Consider the following 23,195-nt stretch of genomic DNA (forward strand, 5'->3'; position numbering starts at 1 on the left):
TTTCTTTTTTCAAAAGCTTCCCTACCTTTACTCTCTCAGCCAGTTCTTAGAACGTCGCTTCGTTTTCAAAGCGGGTGCAAATATAAAACTACTTTCGCTCTCCAGCCAAATAAAATTTAAAGAAATTTAATTTTTATTTTTTTTGCCTTAGACCAACAATAGCCTACCCTTTACATATCTTTCAGTGAACTTTCGCCTTGCTCTCAAAGCGGCTGCAAATATACACTAACTTTTTTCTTTCCACCAAACTAAAATTTGAAAAATTTTAATTTAATTTTTGATCAGTCAATATCTATCAAACACCCCATCATCACTACTCTCAACGAACATTCGCCTTGCTCCGAAAGCGGCTGCAAATATACACCCCATTTTTAATTACACAATGACTTTCAGAAGAAAGTTTTCGATTTGCGATATTCCTAAACATTTCAGTCAAACACCAGCTAAATCAGCTTAAATAAATTCCTTTTAGATCGGATTCAGCAATAGAAACTGCAAATAGTCCTTAAATCTTCAGCAGTGATCTCGGATATCTTAAAGAAAAAGATCCCAAACCAAACCAAAACGCACGAGAAAATCGGTGTATGGATAATCTGGAGCAGCGAAATTATTATTGCCAGTGACCAGGGAGTTTAAATGTTCCAGTTTAAAAAAGATCCTCGCCTTGTCCACTTTTGCATTAAAAAAGTAATCTACTATTGGAAATCCACCAATTTCCTGCTCATTTTGAACATAGAATTCAGCAAGAATCGGATCATAGGCATTGGCTTCATACTTCGTAAAGTATTTAAAGGTAAATCCTGTTTGAAGATATAACGCCTTATCAAACCAGAAGTCTTTATAGTAGAGAGAATTTCTGGTAATTAAGTCTGGTACATTCAGCACACCCGCTCCTTCAAGCACATTCTGATACATCACGGTATTATAACTTCCGAATAGACCAAAATCAAATTCCTTTTCGGCTCTGAGTTTTAAGTGTCTTACCGGCTGATCATATTGAAAAGGCTTAACAGATCCCATTTCATTCTCTGCAAAGTATGTATAGTTATCGATTTGTGAGAGAGAAAAATTGATGTTTGCGTATTTTTCAGAAGAAATACTGGCGTATAATCTTTGTGAACTAACATTATCGAAATCGTTCTGCCAGTTATAATTGATATAGTCATTCTGATACAGTAGGAAATTAAAGTTAGGGAGACTACTGTTTTGATCGAAACCGAAACGAATACTATTTCGATCATCAAATTGATATCCGGCAGAAAGATTTAGAAAGTTACCTGAAAAAACATCATCCAGGTTCAACCTTCCTGCAGCTTTGAGATCAAAATCACCGATGCGTTCTTCATAACTGGCTCCAAGATGCAAAAGGTTTCCGAAGAGTTTATTCCCTACTATCGATTCTTCCGTAATATATACAGCGTTGTACCCGTAATCATAATTTGTGTGTCCGGCCTTAACGGAGAGTTTTCCCAGCAGATCATTTTTAAAATTTACAGCGGCTTCATTAAAGGTGGTATATAGTCGGGTAGATGTTTGCAAATTTGTTGCCTCGAAAGAATTTCCGTAGAGCTCATTCTCCGCAGATTCCTGATTAAAGACAAACTTTTTGTAACTGTAATCAAAAATATGTGAGATAGTGAGACTATTAGTGGAATCACGGGGATTCGTAATTTGATATTCGTGATCGATAAAAAGTCGTTTTCCGAAGAGAGTGCTTTCAGCATCTTCATATTTAACATCCAGGACAGATCGATCATCGAATTCTTCTTCCTCCGCAATGTATTGCAGTACTGCAAGACTGTCCAATCCACCATTTTCCTCATTCAACAGATCCTGAGAAACGAAGTGGGCTTTAATGCGGTATTTATCGCTGTTGGTATGATATGAAAATCCCATTCTTAGATTTCCAGTACTAGTCAAAATATTTTGATATTTGCCTAAAGCCCTGGTGCCCTTGTATGAGATAAACATATTCAAGTTCCTATAGGTATTTATGGTAAACAGCGCGTCCAGCTGCTGACCCTGTTCCGGGACGGTCTTAAAATACAGTTGAGTCCAGGGAGTTGGAACTTCATAGTAATTGATATCATCGACTTCCATAAAGTTAAAATGCCTTGCTCTTGCACCAAATTCAGGAAACGCCTTTTCATTTTCACCATTATAGCTAAGTGAGTTATAGGTTTGACCAGTATTCGAGAATGGCAATAACTCAAAATTGTCCCTTCTTAAATAATTGAATTTGTAATCCTTAAGTATAGTAAGTGTGGTATCGAGATGAGTTGTATCATTTTTTACTGAAATGATCTTATAAAGATCTACCGGAGGTATGCTATCCTGTTTCTCATCCTGTGATTTGGAGTCCTGTCCAAAATTTTCCTGGCTTAAAGCTGAAAAGGAAAGTAATAACGTTAATAAGGCGAAAGCTCTATACATATGGAATTAATAGTCTCACAAATTTATAATTAATAACGTAAGTATCTCTCTGAAATTGGGTAATAAAAAAAGCCGCTCTAAAAGAGCGGCTTTGAAATTGTCTAAGTTATAGAACTAGTAACCCTGGTTCTGAACAACGTTAGCATTTACACCAACTTCCGAAGTTGGAATTGGCAAAGCTAATCTAAAGTCTCCGTAAGGGATACCACTATGTAATTGTAGCACAGGATCTACTGCGTCTACACCCATACCAGTTCTCACCAAATCATGAAATCTGAAGCCTTCAAAAGCAAGCTCCTTACGTCTTTCAAGTAAAATATTATCTAAAGACGCATCATCGTAAGATTCAGCACCTCTGTTTTCAGGGATCATATTTAACCAATCCAATGCATCATCACCACCTGTTGCCAAGAGAGCTTCAGCGTAGATCAAAACAACTTCTTCGTAACGGATTACCGGTACATTATCCTCATACGGTGCAAATGATGGATATTTTCCAACGTTTCTAAAAGCACCATCAGGATGTAGTCCAATAACTGTTGAAGGCGTCACTGTGGTTGCAGGATCGTAATCACTAACACCACGTACATCATCTTCATCGTAAATATTGGCTAAATTTGGAAGCGCAATCACGTCTCCATAAGCACCTACCTGGTAGATATTTGCCAAACCATTGATTCCTGGGTTATCTGTAGCTGTGTTAGCAATCTCCCAGATCACATTTACACCACCATCTGTAGAGAAAGTACTTAAGAAAGCATCTTCACTTGCCACAGAATAATTACCTGAATCGATTACCATTTTAGAAGCTGTTAAAGCTCTATCATGATCACCAAAGTAATTAGCGATTCTAGCTTCAATCGCATAAACCGCGTTGGTAGAAATATATTCTTTAGCAGGGTCGTCTAGTCCAGCTGTCATAAGTGAAGCTGCCATTTCAAGATCTGCATATGCAAGGTTCTTAACTTCTCCAACAGTATTTCTTGCTGGGAAAAGATTTTCAGAATCTCTAAAGCTAGTTACATAAGGAACACCTAAGGCAGACTCCCCACCAGAAACATTTTGCTGACCGTAAAAAGTTACCAGATCAAAATGAGCTAGTGCTCTAATTGCGTAAGCCTGACCCTTCAGGTGATTAATTGTAGCTTCATCACCATCAATACCTTCAGCACCAATAACAATGTTAGCAGAACCAATAACCTGGTACCAGTTCGTCCATAAAGTTGCTGCAATTCCAGCTTCTGGAGTTAAAGAAAATTGAGCTTCGGTAACAAAACGGTTTGAATTAGCGTTCGAACTTGTATTGTCAGACATGATCTCTCCCATAACGATCTTGTCACGACCGTAATATGACGATTCCTGTAGTCTTTCGTAAGCACCAATTAATACTGCTTGAAGATCACCAGTAGCATTGATACTGGTTTCTATACTTTTGGACTGTGCCAGTGTTGGCTCAAGATCCTCTTCAGAACAGGATGTAGTCGCAAGACCAAGTCCTAATCCAAAAACAAATAAATATTTTAATTTCATTTTCATTTTTTAAAATTTAACATTAACGCCTACAGAGTAAGTCTTTACAGGTGGAGTAGTCAAAGTAGTATAACCATTAGCTCGAACCTCAGGATCTAATTTCAATCCATCTTCTTTAACCCAAGTATACAAGTTAGTACCTCTAAGACTAATCGTCAAAGCATCAATTCCTATGCCATCTGTTAAGTTAGAAGGCAGACTGTATCCAATAGTTGCATTTCTTAGACGAATATAATCTCCATCGTAAAGATGTCTTGAGCTCGTAGCATGGAAGTTATTGTTCGTAGCATAGTTTACAGCAGGAACGTCTGTAACGTCACCTGGCTGCTGCCATCTGTCTAATAATTCCTGAACCCCATTAAATGAACCTAAAGTAAAGCTATTTGTTCTAAGGTAGAATTGTGCAAACTGCTCGTAGATCTTGTGACCTCCAGCGGTGTAAAGAGTAGCATCTGCAAATAAACCTTTGTAGCTAATTCTTGTACTAAAACCTCCAGAGTAGGTAGGTAATGCACTCGCATCGTCTTGGAATACTCTTGCTGCAGAGTTATAATCTGAAGTTACCTCACCATCTACACCATTAACGTACCATGTTGGAAGTCCAGTCTCTGTATCTACACCAGCCCATGTTCTCATGTACCAAGCAGCAGCAGGCAATCCAGTAACTGTAGACTTGTATCCACTTCCTGCAAGAGGATCGATCTCATTTCCATCAGCACCAATAGCAAGTTCAGTAACCTCATTGTCTACAGTCGCATAGTTAGCAGATACATTCCATACGAAATCATTCGTTCTAATCACATCTACAGATAATTCTGCCTCAATACCAGAGTTTGTCATCTCTCCAAGGTTTCTAGCCTGTGAAGTAAAAGATGAAGTTGGAGATAGCGGCACATCCTGAAGAAGATCATATGTTCTTCTGTTAAAGTAAGTGAAAGTACCATTTACTCTATTATCTAGAAGTCCAAAGGTAACCCCAACGTCAAAGTTCTCACCTTTCTCCCAGGTTAGATCTGGATTACCAAATTGAGATGGTTCTGCACCACCATTATTAGAGTAATCTGCCCCATAAGCAAGTAGCGCCTGGTAGTTATTTAAACCTACAGCGTTGTTACCAGTAAGACCGTAAGAAGCTCTCAATCTCAAAGTGTTAAATAATCCACCTTCCATGAAAGACTCACGGTGAATATTCCAGGCGGCACCTACAGATCCAAATGTACCGAATCGATTTTCAGGAGCGAATCTTGAAGATCCTTCACGACGAATAGTAGCGTCTATTACATAGCGACCATCGTAGTTATAGTTCAACAAACCTAGGTAACCAACGTTCACCCAGTCTGTAAGACTTGAAGAAGCATCGAAGTTAGCTGAAGCTGAAGCGATATTAGTTAAACCGTCTGCCGGGAAGTTTTCACCATAAGCATAGATATAGTAGTTCTGGTTTTCCTGGTATTCGAATAAAGCTGTAAGATCAAAATTATGCGCATCGCCTAAAGTAAAACCATAGTTTAATGATCCCTGATACACATAGTTATAGTTTTTCTCATCACTAACAGTCGATGAACCATTTACTGGTGCAGAATCTCCCTCATATCTATTCTCATAGTTTCTGTATTCTGTCAACTGGTAGTCTAAACTTAAAGTATTTCTAAAAGTGAAACCTTCAAATAACTCCCAGTCCAATTGAGAATTAGAGATACCTCTAAGAAGCTTATTACGAGTAATGTTATTATCTAACACATAAAGTGTGTTGTGCAATGAACCATAAGACAACTCAGTATTTGGAGTTCCATCCTCATTGTATGGATTGTTCAATGGATTCATTAAGAATCTTGTGATGAATGGGTTTGAGAAAAATGAACCCTGCTCAAGAATTGGATTTCCCTGCTCAGTGTTAGAAACATTCACACTAGTAGAGAATTTTAGGTTATCTCTAAATTGTCTGTCAAAACTAACAAGACCGTTAATTCTTCGGAAATCTGACTTGATAACTGTAGATTCTGTATCATTAAATCCAATAGAGGCGTAGAAAGAACCTTTCTCACTACCTCCAGACGCAGAAAACGTATGATTTTGCGTTAAAGCATCATCATTACGAATGATCCCATCCCAGTCATAGTCAGTTCCGTCAAAATCCAGGTAACCAGCTGGAAGAAGACCAAAATCAACACCTAACTGGATTGCGTTATCCCGAGTAAATCCAAAATCACCGTTGGTTCCATTTGCTCCATAAGCATTAACGAATGCTTCACGAGTTAGATCCAATCTTTGAGCACCTGTTAAAGACTCTCTTTCATTGAAAGCGTCATTTTGAACACCAACTTGAGAAGTAAAAGTAAATTTAGTATCTCCTGAAGTTCCACTCTTAGTAGTAATAACGATAACCCCGTTAGAACCACGCGCCCCATAGGCAGCAGTAGCAGATGCATCCTTCAATACTGTAATACTCGCGATATCCTGGCTATTAATAGCAGCCAATGGATTCAAGGAACTACGGTTTGCACTACCTGAATTGTTATTGTTAACAACCGGCACTCCGTCAATAACATCTAGTGGTTCGTTCGAAGAGGCTAAGGAACTAAGACCACGAATACGTACATCCTGAGTAGAACCAGGTGTACCAGAAGAAGTAGAGATCTGAAGACCTGCAACTTTACCCTGTAATGCCTGATCTGCTGAAACTACAGGAACATCTGCAATTTCCTCACCTGTTACCTGAACCGATGAACCAGTTACTTCTTCAACTCCCTTTGTACTGTATCCCAATACAACCACTTCGTCTAACGCAGCAGCATCAACTTCAAGAGTAACATTCAATTGGTTTGAACTTCCTACAGGAATTTCCTGACTTTTAAAACCAACATAACTAAAAACTAATGTTTGAGTAGGTTCAACGAGAATACTGTAATTTCCATCGAAATCAGTCTGTTTACCGTTATTTGTACCTTTAACTACTACATTAACACCTGGCAATGGCAAGCCATCACCATCCACAACCGTACCTCGTACAGTTTTTTCCTGTGCAAAACCAATTTGCACGACTAACACCAGTAATAGTGTTAGAAATCCATGTAATCTTTTTTTCATTATTTCGTTAAATTTGAATTAGCCTGCGCCAAAAATGCTAATAATTCCTTAACATTCCAAAAAATCTTACACTTTAACTTATTAAAATTTTAACAGGGTCTAAGAAAACGTTGTAATTCACTGCATCCTTCAACCCTCAATTTGTTAAAAGATTAGAATCTTGAACCTATATGCTTAGATCTTATGATAAATCAAAACTGGTAGCAGGCACCGATGAAGCAGGTCGCGGTTGTCTCGCAGGGCCTGTCACAGCTGCTGCCATCGTTTTACCTAAAAACTTCAAAAACAAAGTTTTAAATGATTCCAAGGTCCTGAGCCATCATAATAAGATTTTATTAAGACAATTATTTGAGGATAATGCATTCGATTTTGCAGTAACTCATATATCTATGGAAGAAATTGATCGTATTAATATTTTGAATGCCTCTATCCTGGCAATGCAGCGTTCCATAAAGAGATTAAAGAATAAGCCCGATTGCATTATTGTAGATGGAAACAGATTTAAACCGGTTGGCTCCATCCCGCACAAATGCATCATCAAGGGAGATGCGAAATTTCTTAGCATCGCAGCCGCTTCAGTCCTGGCGAAAACACACAGAGATGAATACATGGAGAAAATTCATCAGGAATTTCCCATGTATAATTGGATCAAAAATAAAGGCTATCCAACCAGAGAACACAGGGCAGCCATTGAGAAATACGGAATTAGTAAATACCATCGGAAAAGTTTTAAACTACTTCCTGATCAATTGAAGATTGAATTCTAAGTTTATACTTTTGTAAGCCTACCTAATTACCATGAACAAGTTTTTGAGTCTTTTCCTTTGCCTGATCCTGTTTTCCTGTGCAGAAGAATCTGAATCCAACCTGACCCCTAGGGATCTTATTCCACATTCTTCGGAAGTGATCTTCGTTTCTCCTTCGAGCCAGCAACTTAAAAATGATCTTGCGAGGCACGTTGCGACTTTCAACAGCGCCAATCTGAAGGATATCATAGCTGAATCCATAGATATTCTACATCATATCAATTCTGATAAAGAGCTCGTCCTTTATTTTGATAAAGACAGCACTAAGGATAAAAAGCCAGTATTGATCATTCACAGAGACTCCACTTCCTTACTCCTTGACAGTATTCAAAATAAAGTAGTCGAAACTTTTACCGCCAAAGAGATCCAATACAAAAAGCTCAGGCTGGAAAAATCTGAATTTTATCAGCGTGATATGGCAAACCTAAGCATATTCAGCCATAGTAAAGAGGCGATTCTTCAGGTGAGGCCAAATGACAATCCTGGCAACCAACAATTCCGGAAAGCGCTCAATGCTTCAGATCGAACGAAGACTTCTATAGTCTATTCAGAAAATAATGAGGTGACCCTCTTTTCTAAAATGGATGCTCAAAATAAATTTCCGAAGAAAGAGAACCGCTGGAACGTGCTGGATATGGATGCGACCGAATCCAAACTTGTTTACAACGGAATTTCCATATATGCCGATTCTGAAAGTTCCGGAAAAAATCCAAGCCCATCTTATTTTAATCAGGAAGTCGCCAGGTTCTGTCCTGAAGACTTTATATCTATGATCTCCATAAGTCCCGCATTAAAATTTCAGAGCAAAGACACTATTGCCACATCCGGCATCTTAGACCAGGTTGTTCATTGTTCCAAAATAGAACTTAAGTCTGGAACTATTCATATCTGGAACAGTATTGAAACCGAAATAGTAAAAAATCGACTGTTCCCAGAATACGAGCTTCAGGAACGATTCCGCGAAGTGGAGATTCATAAGGGCTCATTCAGAGTTCCGGAGTTATTGCTAAGCCCAGATAGCGCGAGTCCGGAATTTCTCTTAACTATCGATCATTTTATAATTGCTTCTGAAGAGATCTCAGTTCTAAAGGAATTACTCGTAAGTTTTCAAAATGGCAAGACGCTTCTGGAAAAGGCGCAATATATAAGAATGATGAATTCCTTGTCATCAGAATCCAGCATGCTTAGCGTCACGAATATTTCAGCAGCCAGCGAAAGTTTGGGGATCGCAAAACAATCGAACTTTAAAAAAGGGAGCCTGGCCGCTTTCCAGATAATTTCAGAACAAAATTATAATCATTTACATGCTGTGATCGCTGAACCTACGGAGGCAGAACGACTTACCAAAGGCGCTGAGCAGATTGCGACCATTACTACCAGCAAACCCATCTCAGGAATTCTTCAGTTCTTCCGGAATCATGAAACAGACCAGATGGATATTCTGGTGGAAGATTCAGAAAATCAACTCAGCCTGTTTTCCAACAATGGCAGCATGTTCTGGACCAAACAACTGGACAGCCAAATTTCAGGAAAAGTACACGAAGTGGATCTCTTCAAAAATGGGAATAAGCAACTGGCATTTTCTACTGGTTTTCAGCTTGAAGTGCTGGACCGCAAAGGCCGCGATGTAAAACCCTTTCCTAAAAAGTTTAATGATGCGCTCACGCAGCCCCTGGCAGTGTTCGATTATGACAACAATCGCAAATACAGGTTTGTGCTTACCCAGAAAAACAAAGTCTACATGCTTGGACCAAAAGGCAACAGTGTTACTGGTTTTGATTTTGACGGAACAAAAAGTGACATCAGCAAAGCACCAAAGCACATCCGGCTGGGAACAAAAGATTATATCCTGGTTCAGGAGGAATCGGGGAAGCTTCAAATCCTGAGTCGGCAGGGTAAGGTTCGCGTTCCAACCTCAAGTAATTTTAATACTTCTGAAAATGAATGGTACGGCTACCAGTCTGATTTTATCACTACTCAACCTGAAGGCAATTTGATTGAAGTCGATCAAAATGGAAAAGCTGATTTAAAAAACCTCGATCTTGCAGAAAACAATCGTTTAGTAGCAAATACAAAACATCTGGTCTACCTTAACGAAAATGAACTTGTGATCGATGATTCCAGTGTCAATCTTGATTTCGGACTCTACACAGATCCTCAACTATTTGAAATTGGCCGGAAGACCTATATCAGTATTACCGACACCCAGGCGAAAAAAGTCTATGTATTTAATGCTGATGCTGATTTGCTTCCCGGTTTCCCGGTATATGGAACTTCAGAAATAGATCTGGCCAATGCAGACCTGGATAAGCGCCTGGAAATGATCGTTAAAGGCGAAGATAATGAGATATTGCTTTACAAATTGTGATCCTGAATTAACTCAGCTTCGAACAATTCACTAAAATGTTTCATCAGTTTCTGCTGAACTTCAGCCATATCAACTTCTTTTTGTCCAAGCTCCACATTTAAGGAAGTTACGGCCTTATCCCTGATTCCGCAGGGAATGATATGATCGAAATAACCAAGATCTGCGTTTACGTTCAGCGCAAAACCGTGCATGGTTACCCACCTGCTGGCCCGTACACCCATGGCACATATTTTCCTGGCAAATGGAGTTCCCACGTCCAGCCAGACACCAGTCTCTCCAGGACTTCTTTCAGATTTAATTCCGTATTCAGCTAGCGTGAGAATTACCATCTCTTCCAGAAGCCTCAGGTATTTATGAATATCAGTAAAGAAATTATCGAGATCTAGAATTGGATAGCCTACTATCTGTCCTGGCCCATGATAGGTAATATCCCCTCCTCTATTGATCTTATAAAAACTAGCATTCTTTTTCTCTAATTGCTCTGCAGATAAAAGTAGATTGGAAAGATCACCGCTTTTCCCTAAAGTATAAACATGAGGATGCTCGACCAGCAATAAGTAATTGCGAGTAGCGATATTTTCGTTCTGTCTCCGGTTCCTTATCTTTTGGTCCAGAGTATCCTTAAACAGCTGTTCCTGGTAATCCCAGGTTTCCTTATAATCCTTGCGGCCCAGGTTTCTAACTTCAACTTCCTTATTCATACTTTATGACTTGGGATTATTTAAAATGATGAGGGCTGCGATGACTCCGGGAACCCAACCCAGCAGCGTAAGAATTAATACGATCAAAATTGAACCACAACCGCGATCATAAACGGCCAGTGGGGGAAATAATACTGAAAGAATTACTCTCCAAATACTCATATTCACTTATTATATTAGCAAAGATAGAATTAATATTTCGGCTTTTAATTGCGTTGTATGGCAGGCTGATAGTCACTATATTTGCAGCTGCATTTTTGTTGAATGCATAAAAAAATTAATATGCAGCAGTTATCAGAACAAGAACAAATTAGACGTGAGAAATTATCGGCGATACGAAAAGCCGGAATCAATCCATATCCAGCCGATCTTTTCCCGGTTGATCATACGACTAAAAAGATCAAGGAAGAATTTGCTGAAGGTAAAAAGGTGGTAATTGCCGGAAGATTGATGTCGAGAAGAATCCAGGGAAAAGCATCTTTTGCTGAACTTCAGGATTCCAACGGTAAGATACAGGTATATTTTAACCGTGACGAGATTTGTACTGGTGATGATAAAGCGAAATACAACGATTTTTATAAAAAATGGCTGGACATTGGCGATTTTATAGGAATTGAGGGAGAACTTTTTAAGACTCAGGTAGGAGAAATGACCGTGATGGTGAAAGATTTCCAACTCCTAAGCAAATCTTTGAGACCATTACCACTCCCAAAAACAGACAAAGATGGAAATACCTATGATGGTTTTACAGATCCCGAGCACCGTTACAGACAACGTTATGCAGATCTCGCGGTTAATCCCAAGGTAAAGGAGGTTTTCGTGAAACGCACAAAGCTTTTCAATGCTATGCGTAACTTCTTTAATGACAAAGGATATTTTGAAGTGGAAACTCCAATACTTCAGCCAATTCCAGGTGGAGCCGCTGCAAAGCCATTTATATCTCATCACAATGCGCTCGACATTCCTTTGTATCTAAGAATTGCGAACGAACTTTACCTTAAAAGACTTATCGTAGGCGGATTTGATGGTGTCTATGAATTCTCAAAAAACTTCAGAAATGAAGGGATGGACAGAACTCACAATCCTGAATTTACGGCAATGGAAATTTACGTGGCGTACAAGGATTATAACTGGATGATGGAATTTACTGAAAACCTCCTAGAGCATTGCGCCATGGCGGTGAATGGTAAAACTGAGGCTACCTTCGGAAAGCATACCGTAGATTTTAAAGCTCCGTACAAGCGAGTAACGATGACCGACGCCATCAAGCAGTTTACAGATTTTGATATTACCGGAAAATCTGAAAAGGAACTATACGAGGCTGCCAAAAACATGGGGATCGATGTAGATGAAACCATGGGGAAAGGAAAATTGATCGATGAGATCTTTGGAGAAAAGTGCGAAGGTAACTTTATCCAACCAACGTTCATCACAGACTACCCGAAGGAAATGAGTCCGCTGTGTAAGACTCATCGTGATAATCCTGAACTTACAGAACGTTTTGAATTGATGGTTTGCGGTAAAGAAATTGCCAATGCCTATTCTGAGCTCAATGATCCTATCGACCAGAGAGAGCGATTCGAAGAGCAATTAAAACTTTCAGAAAAAGGAGATGACGAAGCGATGTTTATCGATAATGATTTTCTTCGAGCCCTGGAGTATGGAATGCCTCCAACATCTGGACTTGGAATCGGGATGGACCGGTTGATCATGTTTTTAACCAACAACCAGTCGATACAGGAAGTGTTATTCTTCCCTCAAATGAAGCCAGAAAAGAAACAGGTAGAACTTTCAGAAGAGGAGAAGTCGGTTTATACCCTACTAAAGGATGACCAGGTGCATGATATGAATTTAGTGAAGGAGAAAAGTGGTTTAAGCAATAAGAAATGGGACAAAGCATTAAAATCTCTCCGGAAACACAAAATGATCGAAGTTTATAAAGAAGGTGATGTACTTAGCATCAAGATCGCTTAGATCTGAAAATTATAATAATTAAAAAAAGAGGCTTTTCAGCCTCTTTTTTTGCATTGGGATACTCCAGAAGTTCCTATTTTCCAAACATTCCACCAAGCTTTCCAGCCATATCGCTAAGATTCCCAGCATCTCCATCGCCTTTCAAATAAGAATCAAGATGTTTAGACATTGTTTCAGGCATTCTATCCTTCAAAATTTCAGAAACCACCTGTACAGCAATCTTTGCCTGCGATTCAGTAATTCCAGCCTTTTCTGAAACCATCTTTACTATTTCTTCCATAATTTGAGTTGTTTTAGTTTTAAAATCACCTAAATATAAGAAAACGTCTAAAAAGTGATTGTTTCAAAAATATTAATTCTTTTAACTTAAATTTAAACCTTTCAGGAATCTGTGAGTCCTACCATCGCTGAACGTTGTAGATTTATTCTTTTCAGAAAAAGTAAATCTTCATCTTCAGCTCAACTTATTAACTAAAAACAAACTATTTATGATTAAGAATCAGAGCTTTAAGCTTATGCTTATCGCCCTTTCGTTATCGGTTTCCAGCTGTGCTGTTTTTCAGAAGCAGGATAAAAAGGAAGCTAAAACCGCTTCATCTGAAGAATCTAAAAAGGATAAAGATGGAATGAAGCCTTACGCAAAGGTGATCACCAAGGATGCGAAATCAGACGAAGGTCTGTTCACCGTTCATAAGGTAGACGAAAAGTATTTCTACGAAATTCCGGATAGCCTTTTCAACCGTGAAATGCTTACCGTAACCCGAATTGCAAAAACTGCCAGCGGAATTGGTTTTGGTGGTGGAAAACAAAACACACAGGTCCACAGATGGCAGAAAAAAGGAAACAAAGTTCTCCTGAGAGTTGTTTCTTATGACATCTACGCGGCAGATTCTCTTCCGGTACATGAAGCAGTAGTAAACTCCAATTTTGAGCCCATCATAGAATCTTTCGATATTCAGACTGTTGGTAAGGACAGCCTTTCAAAATCTACGGTAATTGATGTTACGAACCTGTATACAAAGGATGTTCAGGCTCTTGGCTTACCAGACAGAACCAGAAAACAGTACAAAGTTTCCAGGTTAGATGATAACAGGTCTTACATTGATACGATAAGATCCTATCCTGAAAATATTGAAATTAGACACGTAAAAACTTACAATGCCGGTGACCCGCCATCTAACGAAAGTCTTGGTTCCATTTCACTGGAATTCAGCAATTCAATGATTCTTCTTCCAAAGGTTCCTATGGAAAGAAGGTATTTTGATGAGCGTGTGGGATGGTTTACCACAGAACAGACAGATTATGGTCTTCCAGCTCAAAAAAGTGAAACCGTAGAATATCTTGATCGCTGGAGACTTGAAGTGAAGGATGAGGATATTGAGAAGTTCAAGAACGGTGAACTTGTTGAACCAAAAGAACAGATCGTTTATTATATCGACCGTGCCACCCCAAAACAGTGGGTTCCTTTTATCAAGCAGGGGATTGAAGACTGGCAGGTTGCATTTGAGGCTGCAGGATTCAAAAACGCGATCATTGCGAAAGATGCTCCAACAGTAGAGGAAGATCCAGACTGGAGTCCGGAGGACGTGAGATATTCCACGGTAAGATACCTGGCTTCTCCAATTCCAAACGCCAATGGACCTCACGTAAGTGATCCACGTTCCGGAGAGATCCTGGAATCTGATATCAACTGGTATCACAACGTAATGACTCTTCTTAGAAACTGGTTCTTTGTACAAACTGCAGCGATTAATGAAGATGCGCAGGGAGTTGCTTTTAAGGACGAAGTAATGGGAAGACTTATTCGTTTCGTATCTTCTCACGAAGTAGGACACACTTTAGGTTTACCTCATAACATGGGAAGTAGTGTCGCTTACGCGGTAGAGGATCTTAGAGATCCGGAATTTACGAAGGAGTTTGGAACAGCACCATCTATTATGGATTATGCACGTTTCAACTATATCGCGCAGCCAGAAGACGGCGATGTAGCTTTAATGCCTGAAATTGGACCATACGACAAGTATGCCATCAAGTGGGGATACAGACCAATTCTGGATAAAGAAGGTAAAGAAGAGAAAGAAATTCTTGACCAGTGGATACTTGAGAAAGCAGGAGATCCTAAGTATCGCTTCGGAAGACAGCAAAGCGGTGTGATCGATCCAAGTTCTCAAACTGAAGATCTTGGTGATGACGCGATGCTTGCCAGTGAATATGGTATCAAAAACCTAAAGAGAATCGTTCCAAAATTGATCGAGTGGACAGCTGAAGATGGTAAGGATTATGATGATCTGGATGATCTTTATGGCCAGGTTCTATCTCAGTACAACCGCTATATGGGTCATGTAACTGCTAATATTGGTGGTGTGTATGAATATTACAAAACTTACGATCAGGAAGGTGCTGTTTATACTCATGTTGACGCTGAAAAGCAGAAAAGAGCCATGAAATTCCTTCAGGAGCAATTATTCACAACTCCAGAATGGATGATTAACCAGGATATTTTCAATAAAATTGAATTTGATGGAAATATTGAACGAATCCGTGGAATGCAGGAGAGAACTCTTTCTAATCTTCTTGACTTCGGAAGAATGGCGAGATTGATGGAAAATGAGGAGATCAATGGCAAAAGCGCTTATTCCTTACTGGATATGATGACCGACCTTAGAAGAGGCCTTTGGAGTGAGATTTACAATGGCAGATCCATAGATCGTTACCGTAGAAATCTCCAACGTGCTTACGTTGAGAAAATGGGTGAGCTAATGACTGAAGAGCAGGATGAGATCCCGGCACGTTACAGAAGCTGGGTGACCAGAAGTAATTTGAACGTTTCGCAGAGTGATATTAGACCAGTTGTTCGAGGAGAACTTACCACGCTGCAAAGACAGCTTAGAAACACAGCAAATTCTGGAGATACGCTTACGCGTTACCACAAGCAGGATTTATTGAAACGAATCGATCTTATCCTTAACCCGATAAAATAGATTCATATTTCAATTTAGATAAAAAAGGCAGGATTATTGAATCCTGCCTTTTTCTATTTAAACCTTTTATAAAGAAGTAAGTCTTAATTGTATAACTAAAATTTTTGAAGATGAAAAAGATAATCACCGTATTATTCCTGGCACTGGGCTTGAGCACTTTTGCACAGGAAAGAGGCGAAGGCCGCAAGGATCTAAGCAATGAAGAGATGGCGACGCTTAGCGCGAAAAGACTGGCTATGCAGCTGGATCTTAATGAAGATCAGGAAATGAAGCTTAAAACGCTTTACATGTCCAGAATAGAGACTGCAAAAGATGCCCGCAAGGAGAATGCTGAAAAACGTGAGGAAATGAGAGAGAAGCGTGAGGAGATGAGGGAGAAGCGCGAAGAAATGCGTGAAAACGATGTGGAAGAGATGAAAACCGAGTTAAAAAAGATCCTTACTGCAGAGCAATACCAGAAATGGGAACAACTACAGGAAAAAAGACGTAAAGGCCGTAGATCTGGTAATGTTAGGATTCGGAACTAAAAGTTTAGGTGTTAAGTTAAGTGTTAGTTAGTTGAGAAAACGGGATCTGTGAAGATCCCGTTTTTGCATTATTATTCTTTCAGATCGGCTGTTTTTAATCTCAAAGCATTGGCAATCACTGAAAAACTGCTAAAGCTCATCGCCAGAGCTGCGATCATGGGAGAAAGTAATATTCCGAAAACAGGATATAGTACACCCGCCGCGACTGGAACACCTACCGTATTATAGATAAGAGCGAAAAAGAGATTTTCCTTGATGTTCCTCATTACTTTCTGGCTCAATAAAATCGATTTCCTGATACTGCGCAGATCTCCATTAACCAGTGTTAAGGCAGCACTTTCAATGGCGACGTCTGTCCCGGTTCCCATAGCTATTCCAACATCAGCTTTTGCCAGAGCAGGCGCATCATTAATACCATCGCCGGCAACCGCCACGATCTTCCCTTTTTTCTGAAGTTTTTCAACTTCTTCAAGTTTGTTCTGGGGAAGCATCTCAGCTTTGAACTTATGTATCCCAATGGCTTGTGCCACCGCAGCTGCAGTATTTTTATGATCTCCGGAAATCATGATCACCTCAACACCATGATCTTGCAGTTCCTGTATCACTTTCTTTGTGTCTTTCTTGATCCTATCGGTGATGACCACATAGCCCTTGACCTCTGTATCAATGGCAATATAACTTACTGTATTTCCTCTTTGCTGTTCTTCGGAAACACTGGCAACAAGATCTGAACTAATTTTTATTTGATTCGCGTCCATAAGCTTTTTGTTGCCAAGAAAGACGCGGCTCTTTTCGAGAGTTCCGGTTACCCCCTGTCCTGTTTCCGATTCAAAATCTGAAATTGCTAAAAGTCCAATTTCGTGCTTTTCCGCATAATCGACAGTTGCCTGCGCGAGGGGATGTTCGCTATGAGTGTTCAAACTGGCAATGATGGCTGTAAGCTTTCCTGAAGTATATTCCGAAGAAACCGACACTACCTTATCCACACTTGGTTTGCCTTCTGTAAGCGTGCCAGTCTTATCAATAATGAGCGTATCCACTTTGTTCAGCCGTTCCAGAGATTTCGCGTTTTTGATTAATATACCATTACTCGCACCGCGACCAATACCCACCATTACAGACATTGGAGTTGCCAGACCCAGTGCACAGGGGCAGGCGATGATTAATACAGCAATAGCATTTACCAGCGCGTACACTAATGCTGGTTCCGGACCGAAGATGGACCAGATGACGAATGTAACCGCTGAGATGATTACTACTACCGGCACGAAATAACCCGAAATCTTATCTGCTAGCTTCTGAATTGGCGCCTGTGATCTACTGGCTTCATTTACCATTTTGATGATCTGGGCGAGTAGGGTATCATCCCCTACCTTCTGCGCTTTCATGATAAAAGATCGATTCCCATTGATGGTACCTGAGCGCACTGCATCTCCTTTTTGCTTATCTACCGGAACAGGCTCTCCAGAGATCATCGATTCATCGATACTGCTTTCTCCTTCTATAATCTCGCCATCCACAGGAATCTTATCTCCTGGTTTTATTTTTAACAGATCATCTTTTTCGATTTTGCTGGCGCTAATTTTTTCTTCCTTTCCATTTTTGACTCTAAGTGCAGTATCGGGTTGTAATTTCAATAGTTCCTTAATGGCAGAGTTGGTTTTGCTGTGTGCCCGGGCTTCCAGGACCTGCCCCATCAGGACTAAGGTAAGTATGACAGTGGCGGCTTCAAAATAGACGTGCACGGTTCCCGATTCTGTTCGAAACTGCGCTGGAAAAAAATCTGGCACCAACATTCCGAAAACACTAAAAGTCCAGGCTACACCTGCCCCTATCCCTATAAGCGTAAACATATTCAGATTCCAGGTAATGATGGATCGCCAGGCTCGCTGGAAGAACATCCAGCAGGTATAGAACACAACTGGCAGCGAAAGTCCAAATTGTATCCAATTCCATGTTCTGGCATCAAACCAAGTTTGCAAGGTATTATTTGGCACCATATCAGACATGGCGATGATAAAAATAGGGATTGTAAAAGCCAGGGATAGCCAGAATTTCCGAAGTAGTTTTTGATAGCCTTTTTCCTCGGTAGAAGGTTCTGGCTGCTTGGGTACAAGATCCATCCCGCAAATTGGACAATCTCCGGGTTCATCCTTACTCACTTCCGGATGCATGGGGCAGGTAAATTCCACAGATTTCTTATTGGTATTGATCTCTTCGACCAGGTCCATTCCGCAAACCGGGCAGTCGCCAGGTTGATCATAAGTTTTATCCCCTTCGCAATGCATGGGACAATACCAGACACCCTTCCCGTTCTTCGCAGGATTTTTTGTTTGTGTTTTATCTTCAGGCCTGGTAGTCCCTGGTCTATGAATGGTATAGTTCCCTCCTGCCTGCTCTAGCGCTTTTTGTAATTCCTTCAGCGAAACTGGTTCTTTCATTTCAAGAATTGCTTCTTCATTATGAAGATCTACTTCTGCTGAAGCAACTTGATTCAGATTCCCAAGTGTTTTTTGCACATGCATTTTACAACCATTACAGGTCATTCCATGAACATCATACGTTTCAATGATCATCCCATCATCATTCCTTTGGAATTCCTCAATACCATAATTTCCGCCTTCCGACTCCAGTTTATTTCTGAGTATCGACATATGAAAATCCTGTTCTGCCGCTATAGTCGCAGTTTCATTCTGCAAATTGACTTCCACGAAATCAACACCGTCCACCTCTGCAAGTGTTTCTTCCACATGTTTGCGGCAGCCGTTACAACTCATTCCTGTAATCTTGTAAGTTTTTTTCATAAAGCATCAATCATTTACATTTCGCAAAAATACGGCTAGGTGTCGAACCTGAGCTTCAATGAGATGGGAATAACTTTCAAAAAGTAAAAAAGCTCTGTGGGATACAGAGCTTTCAATTTATGCCGCATAAGCCTCACAGGCTTCCACGCATTCTTTACAGGCTTTTGCACAATCCTGGCAATGTTTGTGTTCATGCTTTCCACATTCATCGGCACAGGCCTGGCAAACTTTTTTGCAATAATCTACTAAACCCTGCACGTCCTTATAATTAGTGGCAAGAACCTGGTTTAGGGTAGAACAAACTTCCGCACAAACCCTGTCGGTTCTAATACAGTCTTTCATCATTTTCACATTGTCTTCATCAAGACATGCATCAGCACAGTAATTACAATGGTTAATACAATTTCCAAGTGCGCTGATTAGCTTCTCATTTCTCATAACTTATTGATTTTATTGGTTTCCAACTAATTTAGTCAAGAGAAACGTTTAGCGGTTTTAAAATTATGCTAAGATCTTTCAGTTTTAAGATTACTTAAACAGAATCAAGTCGCTTTCTGTCCTTAATGTGAAGATTTTTATATTCGGAAGGAGTAAATCCTGTGGTTTTCCGGAAGGAAGTAGACAGATATGCCGGAGTTGAGTAGCCTAGGTTATCGGCGATCATGCCAATACTCCAGTCGTCATAATTAAGCAATTCCTTTGCTCTTTCTATGCGCACCGCGTTGTAGAATTTCTGAATGCTTTGCCCTTCACTTTCGGTAAAAGCATGAGTAATATGACTGTAGTCGTAATTCAATTCTGAACTGAGCAGACTAGATAGTTTTTGATTCGAAGAATTTTCAGAATAAACTTCCTCGATAATAAGGGATTTAATGTTATTGATGAGTTTTTCATTGCGATCCTGGATGATCTCAAATCCAACTTTTTCAAACTCCTTCTGAATTTGATGCCTTTCAATACTGCTAATTTCCCGCTCAAGAATGGCCTCACCAAGATCTACTTCAGAAAAAGGAATATCCAGCCTGTCAAGAATCTCCTCCACCGTCATGATGCAACGCTGGCAAACAACATTCCTGATATTCAACTTAACTTTTTCCAAATCTCAATTTTATCAATTAAATGGATCAGGCCGAACTGATTCCGGCCTGATCCTATGTATTTTTACATGATGGTATTATCAACTCTACCACATTTTAGCATCTTATCTCCAAAATAAGGATTTCTGATCTCTTCTGAATTAGAATACCAATAATCTCCTTTTCCTTCGAATGCCATCGGGCAAAATTGCTTGTAGATCTTCCCGGAAGAAATGGCTTCCTTCAGAACGGGTTCCATTGCTGCCGTTAGTTCTGAAAAAATCTCTCTTTGTACATTTACATCTTCAGTTTCTACCAGCTTTCCTGCGATTTCAGCGATCTCTGGCTGAGCTTCGGTTAGTGTGTTCTGAAGGTTCTGAGCAGATTTACCCGCAGCAGCAGCATTAGTTCTAACCAACGCATCTTTTACTGACAGGTATTCCTCGTAAGCCTGAGTTACATTCTGATCACTGAACTCTGCATTAGCCTCTTCAGAAACTTTTTCAGATTTCATATCTTCAGAATGATCGCTCATTTCAAGTTTCTCTTCAGAAACCTGCTCATTATTTTCTTTCTTATCATCTCCACAGGAAGTCAAAATTAAACTCCCGGCGATCAAACTCATAGTAATTAAACTTCTTACTTTCATTTTCATATTTATAATTATTAGGTATTGATATTTGACGTATCTAAACTGTTTATATAACAAATTACTTTTTCTCCAGTTTCTCAATTAGTTTTTTCATTTCGGCAATCTCCTTTTCCTGCGCTTCGATAATTTCTTCTGCAAGTTCTTTAACTTCCGGATCATCAATATCTGCTCTTTTACTAGTTAAAATCGCTATGGAGTGATGCGGAATCATCGCTCTCATATACATTACATCATCTACGATAGGTGCCTGCGCACGTACCAGTCCCAGAGCACCAAGAAAAAGAATCACACTTCCGGCATAGATCGCGATATTCTTTTTCCTGTTCTTATACATTTTTAGCATTAAAGACAGCATTATTACGGCCATCGTTGAAATCCCGAGACAGGTCATGTAAAATCTGGTCATACTAAAATACACGTGATCGACCTCATAGGTATTTAGGTACATGGTGATATACATCGCCATAAAAGAGAGACCTAACATCAGAAAAAATCTGGTGTAGTTATTACCGCTATGTTTCATTTGACTTTCTTTTGAATCCATTTTTTTAGTTTTTGATTAGTATTTATTTGAGTTCTGAAGTCACTTCCCCGCAGGTAAGCATCGCATTACCGTAATAAGGATTTTTAACTTCTGAAGATAGGCTTAACCAGTCGGCACCCCGATTATTATTAGCCATTGGGCAATGCTGAACATAAATAGTTTTGTCAAGATTATCCATATTACCAGCGATCGCTATCATTTGCTGAGATAAGATCCTGAAATTCTCCCGCTGGCTCTCCAGATTTCTATTTTCGGAAATCTTTTCAAGCATTTCTGTGATTTTATTTAGATGAGACTGAATTATTTTAGTTGAATTATTCAGATTAATTTTTTTGGAACTATTATACAGTTCTGAAGCTATTTCTGAAGTTTTCTCGGGGTTAGAAGCTATAAGTGCATCTTTCAATTTGAAATAGTCGCTCAGTAATTCTTTGAAGTCCTCCTGAAAAGATTCTGAAAGTTTCTTATCCATCTTCATTTCAGAAGATTTAGAGTAAGTCTGATTCATCATCGATCTTTTTCCCTGCAGTTGTGCCGCAGCATCTACCGTAAAAGTCCCGTTGGTCACAATCTCTTCTCCTGAAGAAAGTCCGTCAAGAACCTGGTAAGTTTCTCCGCTTGTATTTCCCAATTTCACCTCTCTCATTTCGAAAACTGGCTGAGATCCGGCTGCTTTTACGTAAACCAGCGATCGCTCACCTGTCCACATCACGGCACTTTTAGAAATTTCCAAACTTTCAGTTTCTGAAGCGGTCAAATTTTCTACCTCAGCTTGTACGAACATTCCGGGTTTTAGATCATTATTTCGATTATTCAGCACCACGCGGACTTCCACTGTTCTGGATTCCTGATTCAGAATAGGGTCGATAAATGAGATTTTTCCGGTGAAATCTTCATTTGGCAAGGCACCTACCGAAATTTCAAGATTCTGACCTTCTTTCAAATTCGATATCTGAGATTCGTAAGCATCAAAGACAGCCCAGACAGAATTCAGGTTCGAAACCTTTAAAATCGGCATCCCATCATTAATATGAGAACCTTCCTCAATCATGATCTCGGTAACCGTCCCGTTTACATGAGAATAAATAGGAATGGAATTTCTCACGTTTCCTGAACTTTCAATCTCATCCAGCATTGTATCGCTAATCTTCCAGTTTTTGAACTTATTTCGCACTGCATGATATAATTGAGGTTGAGAATTTTTCAGTTTCGCCGCAGTGATCAATTCCTGCTGTGCTGCTACAATTTCCGGAGAATAAATATTTGCAATGGTTTGTCCCGTACTCACTTTATCTCCAACAGTGTTTACATAGAGCTTTTCTACCCGACCATCGAAATGTGCCGGCATCGCTGCGTTCTGATCGTCGTTCACTTCGATCTTGCCAGAAAGATCTATTCTTCCATCCGTTCCGTTTCCTTCGCCAACTATCGTGGTCTGAATATTGGCAAGTTTCATCGCATTTTCGGTCATGCTGAATTGATCTGTACGCAATCCGTCTGAAGTTGCATCAGCAGGAATAAGATCCATACCGCAGATAGGGCAATCTCCCGGCTCAGGTTGCATAACTTGCGGATGCATCGAACAGGTCCACATTTCATTAGTTTCAGCTTCCTGGTGATCATGAACTTCTTCCGAAGAATTATTAAAAATCACGTATCCCAGTAACAGTCCGGCGATGATTAGCAGTAAATAAATTGTATATTTTTTCATC

Annotated in this window: 17 protein-coding genes; 5 read left to right on the plus strand and 12 right to left on the minus strand. The window is 39.8% G+C overall.

Features of this window, described 5'->3' with window-relative positions; all coding sequences use genetic code 11:
• Window positions 1-534: 534 nt before the first annotated feature.
• From G529_RS0105080 to G529_RS0105090, 3 genes are all read right to left on the minus strand, one after another.
• The gene (locus G529_RS0105080) at window positions 535-2,433 is read right to left on the minus strand and encodes a putative porin (RefSeq protein WP_026914515.1); all 1,899 of its coding nucleotides are present in this window, start codon (window positions 2,431-2,433) and stop codon (window positions 535-537) included.
• Between the two features lie 114 nt (window positions 2,434-2,547).
• Window positions 2,548-3,969, minus strand: a complete 1,422-nt coding sequence (locus G529_RS0105085) for a RagB/SusD family nutrient uptake outer membrane protein (protein ID WP_026914516.1) — start codon at window positions 3,967-3,969, stop codon at window positions 2,548-2,550.
• Between the two features lie 3 nt (window positions 3,970-3,972).
• Complete coding sequence (locus G529_RS0105090; RefSeq protein ID WP_026914517.1) at window positions 3,973-7,050, minus strand: SusC/RagA family TonB-linked outer membrane protein; 3,078 nt, start codon at window positions 7,048-7,050, stop codon at window positions 3,973-3,975.
• A gap of 170 nt (window positions 7,051-7,220) precedes the next feature.
• Here G529_RS0105090 and G529_RS0105095 point away from each other — a divergent pair, with 170 nt between their 5' ends.
• Both G529_RS0105095 and G529_RS0105100 read left to right on the plus strand, forming a co-directional pair.
• A complete protein-coding gene (locus G529_RS0105095; RefSeq protein WP_026914518.1) occupies window positions 7,221-7,817 on the plus strand; it encodes a ribonuclease HII in 597 nt (198 codons plus the stop codon).
• 31 nt (window positions 7,818-7,848) lie between these two features.
• Window positions 7,849-10,224 carry a hypothetical protein gene (locus G529_RS0105100; RefSeq protein ID WP_026914519.1) on the plus strand — a complete coding sequence of 792 codons (2,376 nt, stop codon included), beginning with the start codon at window positions 7,849-7,851 and terminating at the stop codon, window positions 10,222-10,224.
• Here the strand turns inward: G529_RS0105100 and lipB are convergent.
• Entirely contained in the window at window positions 10,212-10,925 is a 714-nt protein-coding gene (gene lipB, locus G529_RS0105105; protein ID WP_026914520.1) for a lipoyl(octanoyl) transferase LipB, read from the minus strand. The two genes, G529_RS0105100 and lipB, sit on opposite strands and share 13 nt — an antisense overlap.
• A 3-nt stretch (window positions 10,926-10,928) precedes the next feature.
• Entirely contained in the window at window positions 10,929-11,087 is a 159-nt protein-coding gene (locus G529_RS16335) for a YqaE/Pmp3 family membrane protein (protein WP_084509746.1), read from the minus strand.
• Between the two features lie 120 nt (window positions 11,088-11,207).
• On the opposite strand from G529_RS16335, the gene lysS reads away from it, so the two are divergent.
• Complete coding sequence (gene lysS, locus G529_RS0105110; RefSeq protein WP_245566889.1) at window positions 11,208-12,899, plus strand: lysine--tRNA ligase; 1,692 nt, start codon at window positions 11,208-11,210, stop codon at window positions 12,897-12,899.
• Between the two features lie 73 nt (window positions 12,900-12,972).
• On the opposite strand, the gene G529_RS15510 is transcribed toward lysS, so the two are convergent.
• Window positions 12,973-13,179 carry a DUF2267 domain-containing protein gene (locus G529_RS15510; RefSeq protein ID WP_035695586.1) on the minus strand — a complete coding sequence of 69 codons (207 nt, stop codon included), beginning with the start codon at window positions 13,177-13,179 and terminating at the stop codon, window positions 12,973-12,975.
• A 208-nt stretch (window positions 13,180-13,387) separates the two neighbouring features.
• On the opposite strand from G529_RS15510, the gene G529_RS0105120 reads away from it, so the two are divergent.
• Together G529_RS0105120 and G529_RS0105125 are read left to right on the plus strand one after the other, a co-directional pair.
• Window positions 13,388-15,880 (plus strand): zinc-dependent metalloprotease, encoded by a 2,493-nt coding sequence (locus G529_RS0105120; RefSeq protein ID WP_026914522.1) that lies wholly within the window; start codon window positions 13,388-13,390, stop codon window positions 15,878-15,880.
• A 110-nt stretch (window positions 15,881-15,990) separates the two neighbouring features.
• Entirely contained in the window at window positions 15,991-16,407 is a 417-nt protein-coding gene (locus G529_RS0105125) for a hypothetical protein (RefSeq protein ID WP_026914523.1), read from the plus strand.
• A 71-nt stretch (window positions 16,408-16,478) separates the two neighbouring features.
• Here the strand turns inward: G529_RS0105125 and G529_RS0105130 are convergent, their stop codons facing one another.
• The 6 genes from G529_RS0105130 to G529_RS0105155 form a co-directional block, all read right to left on the minus strand.
• A complete protein-coding gene (locus tag G529_RS0105130) occupies window positions 16,479-19,211 on the minus strand; it encodes a heavy metal translocating P-type ATPase (RefSeq protein ID WP_026914524.1) in 2,733 nt (910 codons plus the stop codon).
• Window positions 19,212-19,328: 117 nt separating this feature from the next.
• Window positions 19,329-19,649 (minus strand): four-helix bundle copper-binding protein, encoded by a 321-nt coding sequence (locus tag G529_RS0105135; protein ID WP_026914525.1) that lies wholly within the window; start codon window positions 19,647-19,649, stop codon window positions 19,329-19,331.
• A 94-nt stretch (window positions 19,650-19,743) separates the two neighbouring features.
• Window positions 19,744-20,310 (minus strand): AraC family transcriptional regulator, encoded by a 567-nt coding sequence (locus G529_RS0105140; protein ID WP_026914526.1) that lies wholly within the window; start codon window positions 20,308-20,310, stop codon window positions 19,744-19,746.
• Window positions 20,311-20,372: 62 nt separating this feature from the next.
• Window positions 20,373-20,942, minus strand: coding sequence for a DUF3347 domain-containing protein (locus tag G529_RS16125; protein WP_051201359.1), 570 nt, complete (start codon window positions 20,940-20,942; stop codon window positions 20,373-20,375).
• A 55-nt stretch (window positions 20,943-20,997) separates the two neighbouring features.
• Window positions 20,998-21,483 (minus strand): DUF305 domain-containing protein, encoded by a 486-nt coding sequence (locus G529_RS0105150; protein ID WP_026914527.1) that lies wholly within the window; start codon window positions 21,481-21,483, stop codon window positions 20,998-21,000.
• 22 nt (window positions 21,484-21,505) lie between these two features.
• The gene (locus G529_RS0105155; protein ID WP_026914528.1) at window positions 21,506-23,194 is read right to left on the minus strand and encodes an efflux RND transporter periplasmic adaptor subunit; all 1,689 of its coding nucleotides are present in this window, start codon (window positions 23,192-23,194) and stop codon (window positions 21,506-21,508) included.
• Window position 23,195: the final 1 nt, after the last annotated feature.

This window comes from Christiangramia portivictoriae DSM 23547, from assembly GCF_000423045.1.
Taxonomy (GTDB): Bacteria; Bacteroidota; Bacteroidia; order Flavobacteriales; family Flavobacteriaceae; genus Christiangramia; species Christiangramia portivictoriae.

Coding starts and splice junctions, on each gene's coding strand:
- G529_RS0105080 (WP_026914515.1), bottom strand. CDS start 2,433: ATGTATAGAGCTTTCGCCTTATTAACGTTATTACTTTCCTTTTCAGCT.
- G529_RS0105085 (WP_026914516.1), bottom strand. CDS start 3,969: ATGAAAATGAAATTAAAATATTTATTTGTTTTTGGATTAGGACTTGGT.
- G529_RS0105090 (WP_026914517.1), bottom strand. CDS start 7,050: ATGAAAAAAAGATTACATGGATTTCTAACACTATTACTGGTGTTAGTC.
- G529_RS0105095 (WP_026914518.1), top strand. CDS start 7,221: ATGCTTAGATCTTATGATAAATCAAAACTGGTAGCAGGCACCGATGAA.
- G529_RS0105100 (WP_026914519.1), top strand. CDS start 7,849: ATGAACAAGTTTTTGAGTCTTTTCCTTTGCCTGATCCTGTTTTCCTGT.
- lipB (WP_026914520.1), bottom strand. CDS start 10,925: ATGAATAAGGAAGTTGAAGTTAGAAACCTGGGCCGCAAGGATTATAAG.
- G529_RS16335 (WP_084509746.1), bottom strand. CDS start 11,087: ATGAGTATTTGGAGAGTAATTCTTTCAGTATTATTTCCCCCACTGGCC.
- lysS (WP_245566889.1), top strand. CDS start 11,208: ATGCAGCAGTTATCAGAACAAGAACAAATTAGACGTGAGAAATTATCG.
- G529_RS15510 (WP_035695586.1), bottom strand. CDS start 13,179: ATGGAAGAAATAGTAAAGATGGTTTCAGAAAAGGCTGGAATTACTGAA.
- G529_RS0105120 (WP_026914522.1), top strand. CDS start 13,388: ATGATTAAGAATCAGAGCTTTAAGCTTATGCTTATCGCCCTTTCGTTA.
- G529_RS0105125 (WP_026914523.1), top strand. CDS start 15,991: ATGAAAAAGATAATCACCGTATTATTCCTGGCACTGGGCTTGAGCACT.
- G529_RS0105130 (WP_026914524.1), bottom strand. CDS start 19,211: ATGAAAAAAACTTACAAGATTACAGGAATGAGTTGTAACGGCTGCCGC.
- G529_RS0105135 (WP_026914525.1), bottom strand. CDS start 19,649: ATGAGAAATGAGAAGCTAATCAGCGCACTTGGAAATTGTATTAACCAT.
- G529_RS16125 (WP_051201359.1), bottom strand. CDS start 20,942: ATGAAAATGAAAGTAAGAAGTTTAATTACTATGAGTTTGATCGCCGGG.
- G529_RS0105150 (WP_026914527.1), bottom strand. CDS start 21,483: ATGGATTCAAAAGAAAGTCAAATGAAACATAGCGGTAATAACTACACC.
- G529_RS0105155 (WP_026914528.1), bottom strand. CDS start 23,194: ATGAAAAAATATACAATTTATTTACTGCTAATCATCGCCGGACTGTTA.